General features: G+C 53.7%; 17 protein-coding genes and 2 pseudogenes. 16 read left to right on the forward strand and 3 right to left on the reverse strand.

Going from position 1 to position 20,895, the window contains the following annotated elements; genetic code table 11:
* Window positions 1–24: 24 nt before the first annotated feature.
* The 15 genes from ACYZUA_RS17000 to ACYZUA_RS17070 all read left to right on the forward strand — a co-directional run bounded on the left by ACYZUA_RS17000 (window position 25) and on the right by ACYZUA_RS17070 (window position 16,648).
* Window positions 25–711 carry a GntR family transcriptional regulator gene (locus ACYZUA_RS17000; protein WP_461959784.1) on the forward strand — a complete coding sequence of 229 codons (687 nt, stop codon included), beginning with the start codon at window positions 25–27 and terminating at the stop codon, window positions 709–711.
* A 187-nt stretch (window positions 712–898) separates the two neighbouring features.
* Window positions 899–1,747: a glycine betaine ABC transporter substrate-binding protein gene (locus ACYZUA_RS17005; protein WP_461959785.1), complete on the forward strand. Its 849-nt coding sequence runs from the start codon at window positions 899–901 to the stop codon at window positions 1,745–1,747.
* A 74-nt stretch (window positions 1,748–1,821) separates the two neighbouring features.
* Window positions 1,822–2,940, forward strand: a complete 1,119-nt coding sequence (locus ACYZUA_RS17010; RefSeq protein ID WP_461959786.1) for a quaternary amine ABC transporter ATP-binding protein — start codon at window positions 1,822–1,824, stop codon at window positions 2,938–2,940.
* Window positions 2,937–3,785: an ABC transporter permease gene (locus ACYZUA_RS17015; RefSeq protein WP_461959787.1), complete on the forward strand. Its 849-nt coding sequence runs from the start codon at window positions 2,937–2,939 to the stop codon at window positions 3,783–3,785. Before ACYZUA_RS17010 ends, ACYZUA_RS17015 begins: the two co-directional genes overlap by 4 nt.
* Complete coding sequence (locus tag ACYZUA_RS17020; protein WP_461959788.1) at window positions 3,782–4,633, forward strand: ABC transporter permease; 852 nt, start codon at window positions 3,782–3,784, stop codon at window positions 4,631–4,633. Before ACYZUA_RS17015 ends, ACYZUA_RS17020 begins: the two co-directional genes overlap by 4 nt.
* 12 nt (window positions 4,634–4,645) lie before the next feature.
* On the forward strand, window positions 4,646–5,644 hold the full coding sequence (locus ACYZUA_RS17025) for a 4-hydroxyproline epimerase (RefSeq protein WP_461959789.1): 999 nt from the start codon (window positions 4,646–4,648) through the stop codon (window positions 5,642–5,644).
* A gap of 134 nt (window positions 5,645–5,778) precedes the next feature.
* On the forward strand, window positions 5,779–6,762 hold the full coding sequence (locus ACYZUA_RS17030; protein WP_461964026.1) for a GlxA family transcriptional regulator: 984 nt from the start codon (window positions 5,779–5,781) through the stop codon (window positions 6,760–6,762).
* Between the two features lie 297 nt (window positions 6,763–7,059).
* Window positions 7,060–7,782 (forward strand): GntR family transcriptional regulator, encoded by a 723-nt coding sequence (locus ACYZUA_RS17035; RefSeq protein WP_461959790.1) that lies wholly within the window; start codon window positions 7,060–7,062, stop codon window positions 7,780–7,782.
* A gap of 97 nt (window positions 7,783–7,879) precedes the next feature.
* Window positions 7,880–9,199, forward strand: coding sequence for an NAD(P)/FAD-dependent oxidoreductase (locus tag ACYZUA_RS17040; protein ID WP_461959791.1), 1,320 nt, complete (start codon window positions 7,880–7,882; stop codon window positions 9,197–9,199).
* Window positions 9,200–9,371: 172 nt separating this feature from the next.
* Window positions 9,372–10,703: an MFS transporter gene (locus tag ACYZUA_RS17045; protein ID WP_461959792.1), complete on the forward strand. Its 1,332-nt coding sequence runs from the start codon at window positions 9,372–9,374 to the stop codon at window positions 10,701–10,703.
* 95 nt (window positions 10,704–10,798) lie between these two features.
* Window positions 10,799–11,704, forward strand: coding sequence for a dihydrodipicolinate synthase family protein (locus tag ACYZUA_RS17050; RefSeq protein ID WP_461959793.1), 906 nt, complete (start codon window positions 10,799–10,801; stop codon window positions 11,702–11,704).
* Window positions 11,701–13,194 (forward strand): aldehyde dehydrogenase, encoded by a 1,494-nt coding sequence (locus ACYZUA_RS17055; protein WP_461959794.1) that lies wholly within the window; start codon window positions 11,701–11,703, stop codon window positions 13,192–13,194. Before ACYZUA_RS17050 ends, ACYZUA_RS17055 begins: the two co-directional genes overlap by 4 nt.
* Window positions 13,195–13,641: 447 nt before the next feature.
* Complete coding sequence (locus tag ACYZUA_RS17060) at window positions 13,642–14,406, forward strand: SDR family NAD(P)-dependent oxidoreductase (protein ID WP_461959795.1); 765 nt, start codon at window positions 13,642–13,644, stop codon at window positions 14,404–14,406.
* Window positions 14,407–14,487: 81 nt separating this feature from the next.
* Complete coding sequence (eutH, locus tag ACYZUA_RS17065; protein WP_461959796.1) at window positions 14,488–15,720, forward strand: ethanolamine utilization protein EutH; 1,233 nt, start codon at window positions 14,488–14,490, stop codon at window positions 15,718–15,720.
* Window positions 15,721–15,844: 124 nt separating this feature from the next.
* On the forward strand, window positions 15,845–16,648 hold the full coding sequence (locus ACYZUA_RS17070) for a LuxR C-terminal-related transcriptional regulator (RefSeq protein WP_461964028.1): 804 nt from the start codon (window positions 15,845–15,847) through the stop codon (window positions 16,646–16,648).
* A 7-nt stretch (window positions 16,649–16,655) separates the two neighbouring features.
* Here ACYZUA_RS17070 and ACYZUA_RS17075 read toward each other — a convergent pair.
* The 3 genes and pseudogenes from ACYZUA_RS17075 to ACYZUA_RS17085 all read right to left on the reverse strand — a co-directional run.
* Window positions 16,656–16,832: pseudogene (locus ACYZUA_RS17075) on the reverse strand (DNA mismatch repair protein MutT); the annotation flags it as partial.
* Window positions 16,833–16,924: 92 nt separating this feature from the next.
* Entirely contained in the window at window positions 16,925–17,776 is an 852-nt protein-coding gene (locus ACYZUA_RS17080) for a universal stress protein (protein ID WP_461959797.1), read from the reverse strand.
* A gap of 11 nt (window positions 17,777–17,787) precedes the next feature.
* A complete protein-coding gene (locus ACYZUA_RS17085) occupies window positions 17,788–19,275 on the reverse strand; it encodes a SulP family inorganic anion transporter (protein WP_461959798.1) in 1,488 nt (495 codons plus the stop codon).
* Between the two features lie 449 nt (window positions 19,276–19,724).
* On the opposite strand from ACYZUA_RS17085, the pseudogene umuC reads away from it, so the two are divergent.
* Window positions 19,725–20,891, forward strand: a pseudogene (umuC, locus tag ACYZUA_RS17090) (translesion error-prone DNA polymerase V subunit UmuC); the annotation flags it as partial.
* Window positions 20,892–20,895 lie beyond the last annotated feature (4 nt).

Here is a 20,895-nt window from a genome sequence, read left to right on the forward strand (position 1 = left end):
ATCTGGTTGCCTCGGGAGGTCATTTTGAAAAACGGCAAGAGCAGTCTATATGACGACCTCAAGCGTCAGATCCTCACGATGGAACTGAATCCTGACGAGGCACTGGATGAGGTTGCTATCAGCGAGCGGTACGGGCTTTCACGAACCCCAGTACGAGAAGTATTTCGACGTCTTGCTGGTGAGGGATACATCGATATCAGGGAAAACCGGGGTGCCCGAGTGATTCCAATGAACCACTCAACGCTACGGAACTTTTTCCTTGTTGCCCCGATGGTGTACGCCGCGATTGGTCGACTTGCGGTTCAAAATTTCAAAGCTCATCAGTTGGTTGACCTGAAGGAAACTCAACGCCGCTTCCGCGCCGCTACGGTATCGCGTGATGCCCTGATGATGGTCGTTGAAAACAATCGGTTCCACGCGATCATGGGCGAAATGTCAGGTAATCAGTACCTTGAGCCTAGCCTCGAAAGACTGTTGATTGATCACGCGCGTATTGGCCACACATTTTTCCGCCCTTGTGACGAGGATACGGAGCAGCGGCTACAGCTTTCCGCAGAGCACCACGATTCTTTTATAGAAGCAATTGAGAATCGTGACGAGAGTGCTGTAGTTGATCTGGTTTTCGAGCATTGGGAACTCTCACGAGAAAACATGGAAATGTTTATCGCTCCCCATGGGATGAAGGCCGACCTGCCATTTCTTCTAAAGTAATGCCGATCCTCTACTAAAAGGGTCGATACAGGTTCATGCCGAAGCAACGACGGCATTGAGTATCAGTCCGGTTATGGATTGATAGGCAACAACAACGGGAACAGATGGTGAGCTTACAGCTGTGCACCACGCGCTTCTATTGTTTAGAGGCTAATATAATAAGTTTAACCGTAGATCGAGGAACGCCATGAAGAAGATTTGGAAGGCAGTTTGCGCGGTCGCGATGATGGGCATGGTAATGCTGCCCGTTCACGCGGAAGAAAAAATAATTACGATGGGTACACTGACATGGGAAGACTTGACACCTATTACCGGTATAACCAAAAAGGTACTTGAAGACTCTGGTTATACCGTTAAGGTTATTGAGTTTTCCGAATGGGGTATCGCCTACGCCGCATTGGGGAAAGGTGACATCCAGGTTCTTGCGTCCCAAACAGACTACGCTGCGAATGACTATTGGAACAAGAATAAGAACCGTCTAGAGAAACTTTCCCCTGTTTCTTTTGGATTGTATCAAGGGATTGCTGTTCCCAAGTACGTAGATATTGACTCTATCGATCAGCTTAATGACAACGCAGAAAAACTGGGCGGCAAAATTATTGGCATTGAGCCAGGCTCCGGTTTGATGAACGATGCAACCAATGCAGTCGGTGCGTATGGGCTGAAACTAAAATTGCTGGAAGGCAGTACTGCTGCTATGACGGCGGCGTTAAAGTCGGCGGTTGATCGTAAAGAGCCGGTAGCAGTAACTGTGTGGGAGCCGTCATGGATGGCTCAAAAGTATGACTTGAAATTCCTCAAGGATCCAAAAGGTATTTTCCCTCCACCACAAGGTTATTACTGGATCGGGCACAAGGATTTCTCCAAAGAATACCCTCGTGCCCGTGAGGTGATGGCGAGCGTGTACGTACCGATTGCAGATATCACTGCTATCAACGGCGAGGTGAAAGACGGAAAAACAATGGAACAAGCCATCAAAGGATGGACAGACAACCACGCTGAGCTACTTAAGCGCTGGGAAAATATAAAGAAATAATAAATAACTACATCGCCACTGCCGCCCTTTAGTTAATTAGAGAAGCCAGAAAACTGGTTCGACGGGTACGAAAAATGACAACGCCCAAGATTGATACAAACGAAGTGCTAATAGATTGTCAGTCAGTCTGGAAAATCTTCGGGAAGGCCGCACCTGCTGCGATGAATGCTGTCGTTCAGCAGGGGCTCACCAAGACTCAGATCCTGCAAAACTACGGCTGCGTCGTTGGTGTATCAGACGTCAGTCTCCAGGTTCGCCGAGGAGAGATTTTTTGCATCATGGGGTTGTCCGGCAGTGGCAAATCTACATTGATAAGGCTGTTGAACAAACTCATCACACCTAGCGCCGGCAAGATCGTAGTCAAGGGCAAGGAGCTCTCGTCATTGAATGCCGCACAACTGCGTGAGGTGAGAGCACGTCACATCGGGATGGTTTTTCAGAGCGTTGCGTTGCTGCCTAACCGTACGGTTTTGGAAAACACGGCTTTTGGGTTGGAAGTACAGGGTGTGGGTAAAGCCGCGCGCTACAAGGTCGCCGAGCAGGCCCTGGCCAAAGTTGGCTTGAGCGATTGGGTGTCAAGATACCCCAGTGAGTTGTCGGGGGGCATGCAACAGCGTGTAGGTCTAGCTCGGGCGATAACCGCAGACCCGGAAGTGATCCTGATGGATGAGCCTTTCAGTGCACTCGACCCTTTGATTCGCAGGCAGTTGCAGGATGAGTTCCGCCAACTGACCAAAGAGTTGGGCAAGTCTGCTGTATTTATTACTCACGACCTGGACGAAGCGATTCGAATAGGTGACCGGATCGCAATCATGAAAGATGGGGCGATCATTCAGGTGGGAACGGCCGAGGAGATTGTTCTCAATCCGGCTGATGATTACGTCGCGGAGTTTGTGGCAGGCATTTCCAGGTTGCATTTGGTCAGGGCTCATTCAGTCATGACTCCCCTCGAGCCATTTAAGGTGGCAAACCCAAGCTGTGACATCTCTCGGCTTCCAAAAACCACGCTCAACGCTGATATCAACGAGCTCATCGGATTGACAATGAAGTCCGAGCGCGATGCACTCGCCGTACTGGATAACGGTACGGTAGTCGGGATTATCACACCCCGTGATTTGCTTCGTGGCGTTCAAGGCATTCCGAACGAATTCGCGGCTTCACCTGCAGGCACAGTTCTGGAGGCGTCGACATGAGCATTCCTGACTTTTCTAATCAATTCGACGCAGCCATCGACTCGAGCCTGGAATGGCTTATGGATAACGGCGAGTTTGTATTCGACACGGCTAATAAGGTGTTGAAGGGGATTTTTGAAGGCGTGCAATGGTGTATCTCCTATCCCCCGTATTACGTAATCGCAATTGCCATGGCCCTGATTGGCTGGCGCGCCGTGGGTGCGCGGTTCGCGATTCTTACAGGTTTAGCGATATTGTTCTGCGATGTCATGGGATTGTGGCCAGAAACGGTCAGTACTCTCGCCTTGGTGCTGACAGCCACCGTGCTCGCGTTAGTCGTAGCTATACCATTGGGCGTGCTGGCAGGGCTCGCTCCGTCGTTTGATCGAGTCGTGGATCCGTGCCTGGATTTGGTTCAAACCATGCCTCCTTATATCTATCTGCTTCCGGCTATTGCGCTGCTTGGCTATGGCACGGCCACAGCACTTTTGGCGACCTTTATCGTTGCTGTGCCACCTGCCATGCGTCTGACCTCTCTTGGCATTCGAATGACTCCCAAAGAGTTTATCGAACTAGGGGAGGCCAGCGGCGTCACCGGATTGCAGATGTTCTTCAAGATCCGTTTACCGTTCGCCATGCCAAGCATCATGGCAGGGGTGAACCAAAGCCTGATGATGGCTTTTGGCATGGTCGTCATCGCTGGCATCGTTGGTTCCGGTGGCCTTGGTGAATCGATCTACGGCGCCGTTCGCACACTCGATATCGCCAAATCGATAAATGCGGCAATTGCCATCGTGATTTTGACCATGATTCTGGATCGATTAGCGCAGAGCGCTGCGCGTTCTCGGATGGGAGAATCCCAATGACTTCAGCAGAAATCCATTTTTCTCCAGGAGAGTTCCTGGCGCCCGCAGTCGATTGGTTAAACGCTAATTGGCATGGATTGTTCAAGCTTATTAGCCAGGTAATTGAAGCGGTACTTGGCGGAGTTGAAGGCGCGCTGCTTGCGCCGCATCCTTACGCCATGATCGGCGGTGTGGCGTTGCTAGCTTTCTTTTTTGCTAACAAGAAAGTCGCGGTGTTTGCCGCCTTGATGTTGGCATTTTGCTTGTTCTCTGGGCTCTGGGTTGCGTCGATGCAGACCATTGCGCTGGTTTCTGTTGCGGTGCTGATCTCGGTTGCAATCGCTTTTCCGCTCGGTGTTCTTGCCGCTCGTGTAAAAAAGGTTGATGACGCATTTTTGCCAATCCTCAACATCATGCAGACGGTCCCACCTTGGGTTTATCTGATTCCCGCCGTGATGCTGTTCAGCCTTGGTCGAGTACCGGCAATCATCGCGACCATCGTATACGGCATCCCGCCGATGCTCAGGCTGACAACCCTGGCCTTCAAGCAACTGCCCAAGGAGTTCCTCGAACTGGGGCAAGCTATCGGTGCATCGCCGAGGTCGATTCTTTTCAAGATCGAATTACCGACTGCCGCTCCGACGCTGCTGGTTGGGCTGAACCAATGCATCCTTCTTTCTTTGGCGATGGTGGTTCTGGCAGGTCTGGTGGGGGCTGGTGGCCTTGGTGCTGAAGTAACCCGTGGCCTCACAAGGATGGAGATGGGATTAGGCCTTCGGGCAGGCCTGGCAATTGTCGCTGTGGCACTGCTTCTGGATCGACTGTCACGCGGAGCGTTGCAGCGTCATTCCCCACGCAAACTGGTTTGAGAGATTTTCGGAATGAGACGTAGCTTTTTTTGTGTTGACTCACATGCGTGCGGGAACCCGGTTCGGGTAGTGACAGGTGGTGGGCCTCTGTTGCCCTCCGTTTCAATGGCCGAGCGACGCGAGATCTTCGTTCGTGATCATGACTGGGTGCGCACGGCATTGATGTTCGAGCCGCGTGGGCACGACATCATGTCCGGCGTGATCATCTATCCCTCCACCCGTGAGGATTGCGACTTCGGTGCCTTGTTTATCGAGGTCAGTGGGTGTCTGCCTATGTGCGGAGCTGGCACTATCGGGTTGTCCACGGTTGTCATTGAGGAAGGCCTGGTCACACCTCGCGAACCTGGCCGGCTGGCCATAGAGACCCCGGCAGGTCGCGTGGATGTCGACTACACCATGAACGGTGAATATGTTGACTCCATCCGCCTGTTCAACGTGGCCAGCTATCTACACAGTGCCGATGTGGTGGTGGATGTGCCTGGCATTGGCGAGCTCATCGTGGACATTGCCTACGGCGGCAATTTTTACGCAGTGGTTGAACCACAGAAAAACTGGTCGGGCTTGAGCGGGTTGACGACGGCAGACATCGTCAGTCTGAGTCAGAGGTTGCGCACGGCCCTTGCTGAACTCAGTGACCCCGTGCATCCAGAGAACAGCAGAATCAGCGGCGTTCACCATGTCATCTGGTGTGACGAGCAGCACTCGACCGCAGCAGACGGGCGCGGCGCAGTATTTTACGGTGACAAGGCGATTGATCGCTCTCCCGGTGGTACAGGGACTTCGGCACGAATGGCGCAACTGTTTGGCAAAGGAAGGTTGAAGATCGGGGAGACATACCGCAACGAAAGCCTGATCGGTACGATCTTCGAAGGAAAAGTCGAAGCCTCTGTGAAAGTGGGTGCGTATGACGGAATTAGGCCAAGTATCGGTGGCTGGGCACAAATCACCGGACACAACACGATCTTTGTCGACGACAAAGATCCCCTGCGTCACGGTTTTCAACTTGCCTGAGCAGATCGGCTTGGAGTCAGGATGAGGGGCGTTGTTTGTTTTGCTTTGGGAATTCGCAACGCTACAAATGACGCATTCTCAAACGTAAAAGAGTGGATTGAAGATTGATCGAGAGACGCCAGTTTAGCGGAGGCATGAAGGGGAAGAATCTTCGCTATGTGAATGACAACCCCAACCAGTCGGCGCAAATGGTTAGAGCAGGATTCTTGCTGCTCGAGCATTTCTCGCTACCCGCGTTCACCCAGGCGCTGGATACGATTGTCACCGCGAATCTCCTGCGTCCCAAGCTATTCTCCTCCAAGACGTTCGGCCTGAACGATGGGGAGGTCGTCAGTGATCTCGGCCTGGTTATCCGGCCAGATACCCATATCAATTGTTCAGTGCTTCAAGACCTGGATCTGCTGGTGATTTGTGGCGGTTACAGAACAGAGCTCAGGGCTTCCGATGAGTTCATCCATTTACTCAAAACAGCCGCAGGTCTAGGCATCACACTAGCTGGATTGTGGAATGGCGCATGGTTTTTGGGGCGCGCCGGGTTACTTACGGGCTACCGATGTGCCATTCATCCAGAACACCGTCCTGCACTTGCCGAGTTCCGCAAGGCAACTCAGGTCAGCAGTGAGCCCTATGTGATTGACCGAGACCGGCTTACAGCCTCCAGTCCTTCCGGGGCATTCCACATGGCGCTGGACTGGATCAAGGGGCTGCACGATAAGGCGCTGGTCGAAGGCATCGAGGATATTCTTGCTTTTGAAGAGTCTCGCTACCGGCGCATTAAGCCAACAGAAAACATCTGTTTGAGTGCTCCGCTACGGGAGGTGGTCAAGCTGATGGATGCCAACCTCGAAGAGCCGCTGGAGCTGGAGCAACTGGCGGTCTACGCCGGTCGTTCACGCAGGCAACTCGAGCGCCTGTTCAGGGAGCAGTTGGGCACCACGCCGCAACGCTATTACCTGGAGTTGCGAATCACTGAAGCGCGTCGGCTCCTGCAGCATACCGAGCTCTCGCAAGTCGATGTGCTGGTTGCCTGTGGCTTTGTTTCGCCCAGCCATTTCAGCAAGTGCTACAGCTCATACTTTGGCTATCGCCCGTCGAAGGAAGTCCGGCTGGTCAAGTAAAGAAGCCTTCATTGAACAACCGCCATTCGTGAGGCCAACACACTCAGGGACATGCCAGGGCGGCGTCACGACGATCACCCCCCTGATCTCGCAAGCGAAGCGGCTCTGACGCCTGTTTTCGCCAAAATCCGGCGCTCTGACGCCTTCGTTATCCGTCTGCCAGAACCATCCGTCGCTTCGAAATAAAGGTTGTTTTGAATGTGTATTTTAATTGTAGACACAAAGAATAATGTTGTTTTATAGTGAGAATACAGGTAGTAGACAGCGTTCACTCACCCGTACAAAGGTTTCTAATAAATGGCTACCAAAGAACTCGATCTGCAGGCCATCGCGGATCTGCCCGTTGACCGTAAAGCTGTGCTGGGAGAGGCGTTGCGCCGCCGGATCCTGAGCATGGAGCTGGCACCTGGTGCAGTCGTTGACGAACTGGCCTTGTGCGACGAGTTTGGCCTTTCCCGTCCACCTGTGCGCGAGCTCATGCGGCAGATGGCGGCCGAGGGATACATCGATCTTGAAGCGAATCGCGCCGCCCGCGTTTCGTCGATGAGCTACCAGTCGCTCAGAAGCTTTTTCCTGGCAGCACCGTTGATTTACATCGCCACCACCCAATTGGCGGCTGCCCATGCAACGCCATCGGAGATTGCAGAGCTGAAACGCATTCAGGCGTTCTTCCGCACGGCCATCGAAGAGAAAGATGTAGAGAAGCGCGTGCTCTATAACGACGAGTTCCATCTGCAGATCGGCAAGATGGCGCACAACGCTTACTTGATGCCAAGCCTGCAACGCTTGCTGATCGACCATGCGCGGTTGGGGAAGATCTTCTATCGCCATCCCACGACGGTGGATATGCAAGAAGACCTGGAAGTGGCGGCGCAACAGCATGACGACATGATCAGTGCCATTGAAAACCATGATCAGGTTCTGGCGGGAGATATCGTGCGCGCACATCTGGAATTGTCGCGACGTCGTATGTCCGAATACGCCGCTCCGGAAGGATTGGATGTAGCACTTACCTACTAAAGCAGTACCGATGCCACTTGCATGAACCGTGTGACGAGAACGTGCAGAAGGGACGCTTTTAGTAACTACAAATATAAAAGAGCCCAGGTCGCGAAAAATGGCAAAAATCAGATACACACCTGCAGATGACTCTACATGCGGCTGGTTCCACCTCAGCCAGCCGAGAGTGGCCCGTCCGTCCCACTCCGGCGTCCGTTCGGCCCGCTGGGTCGTGCTAGGTGCCGGGTTTACCGGGCTTGCGGCAGCTCGCCAGTTGGCGCTGAATTTTCCGGATGACGAGGTTGTCCTGATCGAGGCCCAGGAGGTCGGTTACGGGGCCTCCGGCAGAAATGCCGGCTTCGCCATCGATCTGCCACACGATATCGGTGCCGATGACTATATCGGCGATATCAAGACGGCAAAAATCAGCATGGCGTTGAACCTGACAGGTCAAAGCATTCTGAGGGATCTCGTGGAAGGATACGGAATCGACTGCCAGTTGCGCATGTGCGGGAAGTATCAAGCTGCCATCGAAGACCGGGGTATCTCGGTTCTGGATGCTTATCGCCGTGGTCTGGACAAGCTCGGTCAAGCATACGAAGTGATCGAAGAGAAGGACTTGCCGGATCACATCGGCACGCATTTCTATCGCAAAGCTCTGTTCACCCCGGGCACGGCACTCATCCAACCGGCCGCCTTGGTAAAGGGCCTGGCCGACAGCCTGCCGGCCAATGTGACGCTTTATGAAAACACGCCGATTACTGAAGTGGAGTATGGCGACAAAACCATCCTCACCCATAAGAACGGTCGTATTGTTGCCGACAAATTGTTACTGACCAATAACGCGTTCGCCATGAGCTTCGGTTTTCTAAAAGGGCGCATGCTGCCGATCTTCACCTACGGCAGCCTGACCCGGCAGCTAACGGAAGATGAGCAAGCACGTCTGGGCGGCAAACCCTATTGGGGCGTGATTCCTGCCGATCCTTTCGGCACTACCTTGCGCCGGACAACAGACAACCGGCTGTTGGTGCGTAACAGCTTCAGCTTCAATGCTGATGGACGTAGCCATCAAAAATACCTGGAACGGTTTAGCCAACGACACAAGGATTCGTTTGCGCGCAGGTTTCCCATGCTCCCCGATGTCAATTTCGAATACACCTGGGGCGGGTCGCTGGCGTTGTCGCGCAACCACATGGCGCACTTCGGGCAGCTGGCCAACAACGTCTATGGTGCACTCTGCTGCAATGGATTGGGTGTAACCCGTGGCACGGTGACAGGAACCCTGTTGGCCGACTGGCTGGCGGGTAAGAACGATCCACTTATCGATTTTCTGTTGGAGTCCCCGGGGCCTAACAGAAACCCACCTGAACCCTTACTTTCAGCAGGCGTGAATATGAACTTGCTGTGGGGACAGTGCCGGGCAGGAAAAGAAAGCTGATTACGCAACACTCTGACAGGCAAGTTACACATTAAATAATTGGTTAGAAGTTCTTGGTTTATTGGCTAGTCCATTAAGACTTATGGTTTCTTATCGTGGCGGCATTGATTCACCTGGATTTTGGGTTTGCGCTTCAGCCCTCTGAATGACCGAAGCGAAATGGGAGACAATAATGACAAGTCCTAATACCTCTATTGAGGATGTGCCTCTCAATAATTTTCACCGGTTACTGACAGCCCGCTCCGGGGGCGGGTCATTTGTAGACGGTTATGTACTGAGCATTGTCGGTATAGCGATGATGCAAATAACATCCGCACTGAACTTGTCAGAGTTCTGGCAAGGAATGATTGCCGCATCGGCACTCATGGGAGTGTTTTTTGGCGGCTTCATCGGTGGCTGGTTGACCGACAGGTTGGGTCGCAAAAAGGTTTATTTCGTTGGGCCTACGCTGTTCATCATTTGCTCGTTGGCACAGTTTTGGGTTGAATCAGCGCCAGTTTTGTTCGCCCTCAGATTTATCATCGGTCTGGCGGTGGGCATTGAATACCCGGTGGCCACGTCATTACTGGTCGAGTTCCTGCCGAAAAAACAGCGCGGCCCCAGGCTCGCGGCACTGACCATCCTGTGGTTTGCCGGTGCGGCATTTGCCTACGTTGTTGGTACTTCAATCCTCAATGTGGGAGGAGATGACGCCTGGCGTTATGCGCTGGCGAGTGCCTCCGTAATCGGGCTGTTGCTGCTATTGCTACGTGTCGGCACCCCTGAGTCCGCGCGCTGGCTCTTGAGCAAGGGGCGCGAGGCTGACGCAGAACGCGTGATCAAGCATGTGTACGGTCAGCACTATTCGCTTCGCGATCTCCCTGAGGAGCCAGACCAGAAGAAAACGTCTTTCCTGGATTTGCTTCATTCAGGGTATGGGAAACGCTTGTTCTTTGTTTCCATCTTTTGGTCATGCTCGATTATTCCTGTTTTTGCAGTCTATGGGTTCGCCCCCAAGGTTCTCCTGGCGTTGAATTTGAAAGGGGAGTGGGCCTCATACGGTTCCATGATCATCACGATGCTGTTTGTGGTCGGTTGTGTGCTCGCGACAAGGCTGATCAACACGATTGGCCGGCGCTGCATGCTTATTCACAGCTTTCTATGGTCGGGTCTGGCTCTGTTGGGCTTGGCGACCTTTTCACACAGCAATGAAGTGCTGGTGCTCTTCCTGTTCGGCGCCTACGCGGTATTTATCGGTGGAGCACAAGTTCTGCAGCTTGTTTATCCAAACGAGTTGTTCCCTACAGAGATAAGAGCATTTGCCGTAGGCATTGGAACTTCCCTTTCCCGTGTGGGAGCAGCGGTTGGCACTTACCTGGTACCTGTTTCGCTACAGACGTTGGGTATCGGCAACACGATGTATGTGGCTGCCGTGGTCACCTTTATCGGCCTGATGGCGGCTTGGGCCATGGCACCTGAAACACGTTCGTTGAATTTGCGCGACGCAGCGGCGCTGAGCACTTGAGAAGTTGCAACTGAGCCGTAGGCAATGAGTTGTCCCTGATAAATGGCGGTGGACGCCAGGTTGAATAACATTCCCTTAGTGATGGAGAGGCAATCATGAAATTCGAAGGCATTTATACCCCGGCAATCACTCCTTTGACCGCGAGCGGTGAAATCGACAAGGCCGCTTTCGCCGACGTGCTGGAGTACCTGGTCGAGTCGAAAGTGCATGGCATTATCATCGGTGGTTCCACCGGCGAGTACTACGCGCATACGGCTCAAGAGCGCATCGAACTGGCGACCCAGGCCAAGGATGTCATCGGCACACGCCTGCCTCTGGTGATCGGCACCGGCGCCATCCGCACTGAAGACTCGGTCGAATATGCCAAGGCCGCCCGGGCCATCAAGGCCGATGCCATCCTGGTTGGTTCGCCACCCTATGCACTACCAACTGAGAAGGAAAACGCCATCCATGCACTGACTGTCGACCGTGCCGCCGATCTGCCGATCATGCTCTACAACTACCCTGCGCGCATGGGCGTGAGCATGGGCCCGGAGTATTTTGCTGCGGTGGCCGAGAGCAAGAACATCGTCGCCATCAAGGAAAGCTCCGGCGACATGGCGCAGGTTCACCGCCTGGCACGGGAATACCCGAACATCAGCCTGTCCTGCGGCTGGGATGACCAAGCGCTGGAGTTCTTTGCCTGGGGCGCCCGCAGTTGGGTGTGTGCCGGCTCCAACTTCATCCCGCGCGAACACGTGGCGTTGTATGAAGCCTGCGTGATCGAAAAAGACTTCGATAAAGGTCGCAAGATCATGAGTGCCTTCATGCCTCTGATGGACTTCCTGGAAAGCGGGAAATTCGTTCAGTCGATCAAGGTTGGCTGCGAACTGAATGGACTTCGCACCGGCGGGGTACGTTCGCCTCTGCAACCTCTATACGAACACGAAAAGCAGGCCTTGCAGGACATCATCACCACTCTGAAACGTGACGTCGCCCAGGTGACCGGGAGCGCAAAATGACTAGCCTTCTCAGCGCGGCAGAATATGCCACCATCGCTCGGGAACTGAAGTTCCCGACTCAGTCGTTCGTCAACGGTGAGTCTTACACATCGGTGTCGGGTAAGACTTTTACGACAACGAACCCGGCGACCAATGACGTCCTGGCCGAAGTTACCGCCTGCAACGCTCAAGACGTTGACTTCGCAGTGGCCAAAGCCAAGGAGGCCTTCGAAGATGGTCGCTGGCATAAACTGAGCCCCGGCGAACGCAAGAAGGTGTTGCTGCGCTTTGCCGATCTGCTGGAGCAGAACTCCCACGAGCTTTCTGTCCTGGAAAGCCTGGATAGCGGAAAACCCGTTCGTGAATGCCAACTCACGGACGTTCCTGAAACCATTCATATGATCCGTTGGCATGCAGAGCTGATCGACAAAATTTACGACAGTACCGCACCGGTCGGTTCCGGCGCATTGAGCCTCGTGGTGCGAGAGGCCATCGGTGTTGTGGGCCTGGTTCTGCCTTGGAATTTTCCATTGCTGATGTTGGCGTGGAAGATAGGCCCGTCGCTGGCCGCAGGTTGCTCGATCATCGTCAAGCCCGCCAAGGAAACCACGCTGACAGCCCTGCGTGTCGCGGAACTGGCATACGAAGCCGGTGTGCCAGCCGGTGTCTTCAACGTGCTATCGGGCGGTGGCAGTGAAGTAGGTGAGCCGCTTGGCCGGCACATGGATGTTTCCATGGTCAGCTTTACAGGCTCGACAGCGACCGGTCGCCGCTTCCTGAACTATGCGGCAGATTCGAACCTCAAACGCATTGTGCTGGAGTGCGGTGGCAAGAACCCGGCTGTTGTGATGAATGATGTAGAGGATCTGGATTCGGTCGCGAGCCATGTGGTCAATGGCGCATTCTGGAACATGGGTGAAAACTGCTCGGCCTCTTCGCGCTTGATCGTCCATGCCGATGTTAAGGACGAACTGCTGAAGCGTATCGGCGTCCAGATGCTGGAATGGAAAATGGGCAGCCCACTGGATCCGGAAAACCGTATCGGCTCGATGGTCAGCAAATCGCATTTCGAGAAAGTCCGTTCTTACCTTGAACAGGCTGGCGTTGAGAAACTACGGGTTGTCTTTGGCGGCAACACCGAGAGCGATATTTTTGTTGAGCCTACCGTCGTAGATGGCGTGGGTGCTGATAGCAAACTGTTCCAGGAAGAGATCTTCGGCCCGGTGCTCGCCGTTACGACGTTCACCACTATCGACGAAGCCATCACCCTAGCCAATGACTCGGTGTATGGCCTGGCGGCATCGGTCTACACCGACAACTTGCGTAACGCTATCAAGCTCTCGCGTGAAATACGCGCAGGAATCGTGACAGTCAATTGCTTCGGTGAGGGCGATGCCTCGACACCGTTTGGCGGATACAAAGAGTCTGGCTTTGGCGGGCGCGACAAATCGATCTGGGCGCACGATCAGTACACCGAGATCAAGACGATCTGGATTGACGTATCTGAGTAAGGCACTACTTCGATATCGCAGGGATGCACATTCATCTCGGTTATCCAACAAGGAGGTCGAGATGAGTGTGTGTCAAGGTCTACGGGATTTATCTCTGCTTGGACACGCAAGCAAAATTCACGCTGAAAAACAGCAGTCGTTTTCTTGCGGTTTGGTCACCCAGTTTGCTTCCGGAGCGATTCGGAAGCTATTTTTCTTTTCCAATGCAGCGTTGCAGAGCTGTGTGTTTAGGAAAGCTGTGATTCTCTAGCGATTGCTCCGCTAGTCGAGCGGCGAGGGAAGATTAGCAGCCATTTCTCGATGTCGTTAATGCCGCAATGGCATTAAAAGTCCATATAAAACAGTTGGTTGTGAACATGTATATCGGTGGATATATGGACACTGCCTATGTCGACGTTTAGCTTGAAATGACAAACCTTGATTTGGGTTATCACTAAGGAAAACGAAATGGGTCGACTAGAAGGCAAGGTGGCGCTGATTAGTGGTGGGGCAGGGGGCTGTGGTCTGGCCGTTTCGGAGTTGTTTGCCAAAGAAGGGGCGAAAGTCGCGATTCTGGATCTTCCAGTCAGCCAAGGCGAAGCGATCGCTGCGCGTATTAATGCTGCCGGCGGAATTGCATGTTTCCTGCCTGGCGATGTTTCTGTTGCCGATCAGGTTCATCGCGCGGTCAGGCAAGCCGAAGAGCGCTTTGGAGCGATCACCGTGTTGATGAATCATGCCGGTACGATTTCCGCCGGGCCTTTCCTGGAAACGGATGAGGCGGACTGGGATCGCCTGATGAGCATCAACGTCAAAAGCATGTTCCTCGTCACGAAAGCTGTCCTGCCTGGAATGATAGAGGCGGGAGGCGGCAGCATCATCTCAACGTCGTCTATCTCCGGGGTGGTCGGTACGCCCATGGAAGTCTTGTACTGCACCACCAAAGGGGCGTGCCATATGTTCTCGCGGGCCATTTCGGTGGAGTTCCGTGATCGAAATATACGCAGCAACGCCATCTGTCCGGGCTTTATCGGTACAGCTCATGGCAAGCGCGAGCTTGATTTGCTGCGGAGTTTTGGCGTGGACGCTTCCGATGAGGCAATCGGTGCAATGCAGGGTCGACTGTGTGAGCCCTCCGAAGTCGCATCCGCCGCGCTGTTTCTAGCCAGCGATGATTCCAGCTTCGTCAATGGCACCCATCTTTTTGTCGATAACGGATATACCGCACTCTAAGTCAGAATACTGACCGCTAATAATAAAAACTTCTGCAACGCAATTCTGCCAAACAATAAACTCCTAATAGCAGAGGCAGCAATGGAACATATAGGCACGTATGTAATTTATATCATTATGGTGTGCGCCGTTATAGGCGGTCTGGCATCCATCTTTAATGCAGAGTCTGAGCTCGCAAAGGAATTCAACGCCGGCATCAACAGCATTGGCCCGATCTTCTTGCCCGTGGCGGGCATCATGGCCGCCATCCCCTTTATATCCAGCTTCATCAGCCAGATTCTGGCGCCGATCTTTCTCGCCATGGGCGCGGATGCCGGCATTGCCGGGCCGATATTCATTGCCTCCGATCTTGGTGGATATCAACTGGCTCATGCCCTGTCACAAAGCCCCGAAGGCTGGATTCTAGGCCTTATTACCGGCTTCCAATCCGGCTCTACCGTGATCTTTGTCATACCCGTGGGCCTGGCGATGCTGGCCAAGGCCGATCATAAGTATATGGCCCTGGGCATCATGGCGGGATTATTGAGTATTCCGATCAGTATCATCATCATTGCGATGGGTATGCAGTTTCTTGGACTGGGCGTACGGCCGGACATAGCGACTGCGGGTGAAGCCACGCAAGCGCTGAATTTCAATCTTGGGATGCTGGTTCGGAATCTTATGCCGTTGATTCTGTTCTGCGTCGCGCTCGCCGCAGCGTTGCGCTACTTGCCAAACCTAATGGTGCTGCTGTTCCTCAGGCTTGGCCAGATTGTGTACGGAGCCGTGACATTGGTACTGGTGGCCTCCATCGTCGAATATTTCACTTCGTTTTTCAGTTCGGTGTTTGGCACCTGGGGTTTCGCTCCCATCATTGCCGACAAAGAGGATCAATTCCGAGCTCTGGAAATTGCCGGATACGTCGGAATCATGCTGTGCGGTGCCTTTCCAATGGTCTACCTGATCAAGCGTTTTCTTTCCAGACCCATTGAAAAGGTGGCTTCCCTGCTGGGACTCTCGCCTGTGGGCGCCGCAGGTCTGCTCGCGGCATCGGCCAACATATTGGCGATGTTTCGATTGGTCTCCGACATGCCGCCCAAGGACAAAGTGTTGGTGATCGCCTTTTCGGTTTGCGCTGCGTTCACCTTCGGCGACCACTTGGCCTATTCCGCCAACTTTCAACCGTCTCTCATTCTTCCACTGATCATTGGGAAGCTCAGCGGTGGCTTGATTGGCATGATGCTCGCTTATTGGCTTGCTGTGCCCAAGGCGCTGGAACTTGGCGAGAAGGATATCGCAGAGGAGGGGAGGAACGTCGCCCCTGAATTGACCTGATGGCTGCGTAATGTCAGTGCGCCCGGTGAGTTTGAAGTATCGCTGGATGGTTGCGTTAGCTATCGTGCGGCTTCCTTCAAACCGCCAGGGCGGCACTATTTTCTGAACCAGAAGTGTAATGAAGATGAAAGCTTGTGACGCAAAAATGCTATCAACCCTGATAGGGGACGTCGGTTCGGATCGTCTGGGAGCGTCCATCGATTCGGCCCTGAGAGGCACATTGGGGTTTGATATGAGTTGCGGTTATCTCTTCCGCTTCAATCAGCCGCCCATATTGATTCACAACGGGTACAACAAGTCGGTTCCTGAAAAAACGCTGAATGCCTACATTCGCGGTGGCTACCTGCTCGACCCTTTCTATGTCGCCTGCATTAACAATCACCCGGCCGGATTATGGCGGATGAGCGACCTGGCTCCCGACAGTTTCTTTTCGTCGGGCTTTTCAATATCCAAGGATTTACACCCGTGTGTGTCGTCGGAGCACGGGACACTAATTGAAGAAATAGGTTTCATCATTCCCGTCCAGTCACGGGTCGCGATTGTTTATTCGCTGATGAGGAGCTTGAAGAATGGGGCTTTTCTGACGGGTGAAATGAAGGCGTTGGAAACGCTGGCACCGGTGATCAATTCCTTGCTGGAATTGCACTGCCGGCTAAGGCTCAGCGATTTTTATACAGACACAGAGAGCACGGATGCCAGATCGGAGGACGCTTTCGTCCACATCCTCAAAGGACAACTCACGGAAACACAGCGTTACATAGCCAAATTGATATTGCAGGGTCACAGCAGTACGTCAATCGCTACTGTTCTGAAGATATCGGAAGGCACGGTTAAGGTTCACAAGCACAATATTTACCAGCGACTCGATATTTCCACGAATGCTGAGCTGTTTCGTCTGTTCATCAGCTATCTGACGGGGCCTCTCTGAACGTCGTAACCGTCCGGCCACCATCAAGGCCGCCTCCAGGAAAGCTGAAGTCGTTATAGCGCTCGGTGAACAGCAACAGGATCTGTTCATCCCGCATCACGATGCCGCGTGCTGCATGTCGACGGAATACTCTGCCCTGTTTCGATTTCAGCTCGGGGTGAACAATTTCGGTTATGAGTTGCATGTGGTCTCGTTAGGGCAAGATCAGTTAATCATCGTCCAGCATGGCCACAACATTTCCGCAGTCATGGAAATACTGTGGCCGAGGAAACGGGCTCAGCGAAGCAGCAATACGGGTAGAGTGGATGTTCGCAGCATCGTCGTGGTCGTGCTGCCTACCAGAAACTGCCTGATGCGTGAGTGCCCGTACGCTCCCATGATCAGGAGGTCAATGCCGTGCTCTGCCTGATACGCATGCAGTACCGACTCTACTTCGCCTGGGAGGATCACGGCATGCACCAGCGAGCCAGAAGAGGCAAGTGTGGCTCGTGCTTTCTCCAGCTCGTTCTGGTTTTCTTCAGAGTCCGTTCCAACCATGACGATATGAATTGGCAGGCCTTCGCACAGCGGGCTTGAAGCAAGCATCTGTACGGTCTTGTGGCCAGTAGCGCTGCCGTCAAATGCCACCATGACCGTTTCTGGTTTCCTGAAATGGCTGGTTGTAATCAGGATGGGGCGGTGGATAGTTCGGACTACCGCTTCAATCTGGCTGCCAAGACTTTGGGCACTGCGCGTGCTGTCCTCACCGACTCTTCCAATAACCAGTAATCGAATATCGTCTTGGAGATCGCTCAGGCTCTCGACGAGATGGCCATGGCGCTGCTTCAGATCAGGTGACATGGCGCGAGAGATGACTGTCCGCTCGCGAGCTTTTTCAAGCATGTGCTGCCCATGCTCCAAGGCCAGTTTTGCACGCTGCGCATCCAGCGTGGCCAGCTCGTCCAGTAGATGCTCTCTGCTACCGAGACCGATATTGCCGCTGAGGTCAGCGGATGCAGGATATTTCTCCTTATCCAGCACATGAAGCAAGGTCAGGGGAGCCCTGAGTCGTTGCGAGGCCCATGCTGCGTAATCGCAGACCGCCAATGAGGATTGTGAGTTATCAATGCATGCCATTACGTGGGTCATTGTCGTTCTCCTTAGTGGCTCATGAGCTTGTCGATGGCACCGGGTTTGTCATGCACGCCAAAGCGGTCAACGATTGTTGCGCTGGCTTCATTGAGACCCAGCACTTCAACCTCAGCGCCTTCGCGGCGGAACTTGATCACGACCTTATCTAGCGCTGCGACGGCGGTGATATCCCAGAAATGCGCCTGTGTGATATCGATGGTGACCTTGTTGAGCGCTTCTTTGAAGTCAAAAACTTCAGTGAACTTGTCCGCAGAGCTAAAGAACACCTGGCCCACGACGTGGTAAGTCCGATGCGATTCCGTCTCTTCCAGAGTGCTCTTGATATCTAGGTAGTGCCCGACCTTGTTTGCGAAGAACAGGGAGGCCAGCAGCACACCTACCAGTACGCCGTATGCAAGGTTGTGAGTGGCCACGACGACCACGACGGTCGCCACCATGACGAGGTTGGTCGACAGCGGATGCTCTTTCAGATTGCGCAAGGAATCCCAGCTAAAGGTGCCGATGGACACCATGATCATGACTGCGACGAGTGCCGCCATAGGGATCTTGGAGAGCCATTCACCGAGGAACACCACCATCAGCAGCAGGAAAATACCGGCGCATAACGTCGAGAGACGGGTGCGGCCACCGGATTTCACGTTGATGATTGACTGGCCGATCATGGCGCAGCCTGCCATGCCGCCGAGCATCCCGGCAGCGATGTTGGCCACACCCTGACCCTTGCATTCGCGGTTTTTGTTGCTGGTGGTATCGGTCAAATCGTCGACGATGGTCGCGGTCATCATTGACTCAAGCAGACCCACTACGGCCAAGGCAACTGAGTACGGGAAGATGATGCGCAGGGTTTCAAAATTCAGCGGGACTTCAGGCCACAGGAAAATCGGCAGCGTGTCCGGCAGTTGGCCCATGTCACCTACGGTGCGGATATCCAGCCCCAGGTAAATCGCGATTGCAGTCAGGGTCAGAATGCACACCAGCGGCGAAGGAATCAGCTTGCCGATCTTCGGTACATACGGAAACAGGTAGATGATTCCGAGGCCCGCTGCGGTCATGGCGTAGACGTGCCAGGTGACGTTGGTGAGTTCAGGCAACTGCGCCATGAAAATCAGAATCGCCAATGCATTCACAAAGCCTGTGACCACCGACCGCGAAACAAAGCGCATCAATGAGCCAAGCTTCATGTAGCCAGCGAGTATTTGGAGAACCCCACAGAGTAAGGTGGCTGCCAGCAGATACTGAAGCCCGTGCTCTTTAACCAGAGTGACCATGAGTAGCGCCATGGCGCCGGTAGCTGCCGAGATCATGCCGGGGCGACCGCCGACGAAGGCAATGACAGCACAAATACAGAAGGAGGCGTAGAGACCGACCTTGGGATCGACGCCGGCAATGATTGAGAAAGCAATGGCTTCCGGGATCAACGCCAGGGCGACTACGAGACCCGCGAGCACGTCTGCACGGACGTTGGAAAACCACGTTTGTTTGAGTGTTTGTAGCATCAGAATATCCAAAACAATGCACCGCACGCACGCCAGGAAAATGGCGAGCGCGTCGATACGAATTCAAATTGTGAGGATTATTTTGCTGTGTGCTTTGGGTGTAAGAACCGGGCATACAGCAGTACGCAGCCGCGAGCGAAACTGGCGGAGGCGAGGTGTTGCGAGGGGGCGTAGCGCTAAGGCGGCGTAGGCTGCCAGTAGAGCGTTTGGAGTACAGTCATGCTGGTGTTCCTGTAGCTTCAAGGGGTATGCGGAGCCAGAAGTATACAGCGAAGCAACCGTCGATTGCGACCTGCTGCCTTGCTTTGTGTAAGTTATGCCTCGGTATTAGCTTAGCGGAGGGTATCACCATCAGAATCGGAGGAAAAATAATCGAAAAATGTTAGTGGTGTAATATCGTTATAAATCAATGGTTTGCAATTTACTAACTGTTAGAGTCATTCAGATACTCAGACGGCTGTGTGATCGCCCGCTCAGCCGACAGTAAGCCCTACGTAAAAATGGGTGAGCCGTACTTCCAGATCAAACACAAACTCAAGCAGCATGGCATCGTCGCCTTCTCGTCGAATTACGCACTTTACGGCGACATGAGCGAGCGCGTGATGAGCGTGATCGAGGCGCTGGTGCCCGCTGTGGAGGTCTACAGCATCGATGAAGCGTTCGCGGATTTGGCGGGTGTACCAGGTGATCTAGAGGCACTCGGTCGTCGGATCCGTGCACAGGTTTATCAGAGCACTGGTATCCCAGTCGGTGTTGGGATTGCTGGTACGAAAACCCTCAGCAAGCTCGCCAACCACGCTGCGAAAAAGTGGCAGGCGCAAAGTGGCGGAGTCGTTGACCTCCGCGACCAAACCAAGCGCGACTGGGTGCTAAAAAAATGCTCGGTCTCTGATGTCTGGGGAGTAGGGCGGAAGATGACTTTGCATCTGGAGGGGATGGGCATCAAGACAGCTTGGGATCTCTCCAAAACAGATCCCTGGATGTTGCGCAAAAAATTCAGCGTGGTGATCGAGAAGACTGCTCGTGAGCTTGCCGGCACGCCATGCCTTGAGCTCGATGAACCTGATCCACCGAAGCAAGAGATTTGCTGTTCCCGAATGTTTGGCAAGCGTCTCACCGATATTGCCCCGATCAAAGAAGCTGTGGCCACCTACATAATGCGGGCCACAGAGAAGCTCCGAGCCCAGCATTCACTGTGCAAGAAAATTCGGGTGAGCATACGCACTGGGATGTTCAATCCGGAGGAAGCCAAATACGCCAATGGCGTTCTGGTGGAGCTGCCTTACCCCACTGACGATGTTCGATTGATGACAAAGGCAGCGGTGGAGGCGGTGGATCGCGTCTATCGCCCAGGTTTCAAGTACAGCAAAGCTGAGGTGCTTCTGGTTAACCTTTGTCAAAAGGGTGAGTACACCGAAGATCTCTTCTCGGTCTCCCAGCCGGAAGCAACCGAGAAAGTGATGAGCGTTTTGGATGCCATCAATGGCAGGTGGGGCAGGGGGACAGTACGCTTGGCGAGTGTGCCGACGGATCCGGATTGGGGCATGCGCAGGGAGATGATGAGTCAGAGCTTTACGACGAGGGTTGATCAGCTTTGGACTGTGTATTGCAGGTAGCCCA

This window comes from Pseudomonas sp. LS2P72 (assembly GCF_054897865.1).